At 72.0% G+C, this 322-nt stretch carries 1 pseudogene; it reads left to right on the top strand.

From position 1 onward, the window contains the following. Positions 1 to 28: 28 nt before the first annotated feature. Positions 29 to 322, top strand: a pseudogene (locus tag METUNV1_RS00080) (alpha/beta fold hydrolase); the annotation flags it as partial.

Genomic DNA, 322 nt, shown 5'->3' with positions numbered 1-322 from the left:
GGACTTCGTGCGGCGCTGGGCGCCCGGTGTGTTTGAAGATTTCCTGCGCGCCGGCCTGCACACGCTGCCCGACGGCAGCGTCACGCTGGCCATTCCGCGCGAAACCGAGCGCGACGTATACGCCACCATCGCCCACCGCGAAGCGCTGCGTGCGGTGCGGCGGCTGCGCGCGCGCGGCGTGCCGGTGGGCTTCATTGCCGGTCGCGATTCGGAAGAACTGAGGCTGGCCGGCCGCGAACAGAACCGCCGCTTCTGGGGCCGCGACTGGGTCGAACTGCCGACCGGCCATCTGGTGCCGATGGAGGCGCCGGAGGCCTGCGCG

This window comes from Methyloversatilis universalis FAM5 (assembly GCF_000214035.2).
Lineage (GTDB): Bacteria > Pseudomonadota > Gammaproteobacteria > Burkholderiales > Rhodocyclaceae > Methyloversatilis > Methyloversatilis universalis.
The sequence above is the reverse complement of the archived record's forward strand: the minus strand, read 5'-3'. Positions and strand labels throughout refer to the sequence as shown.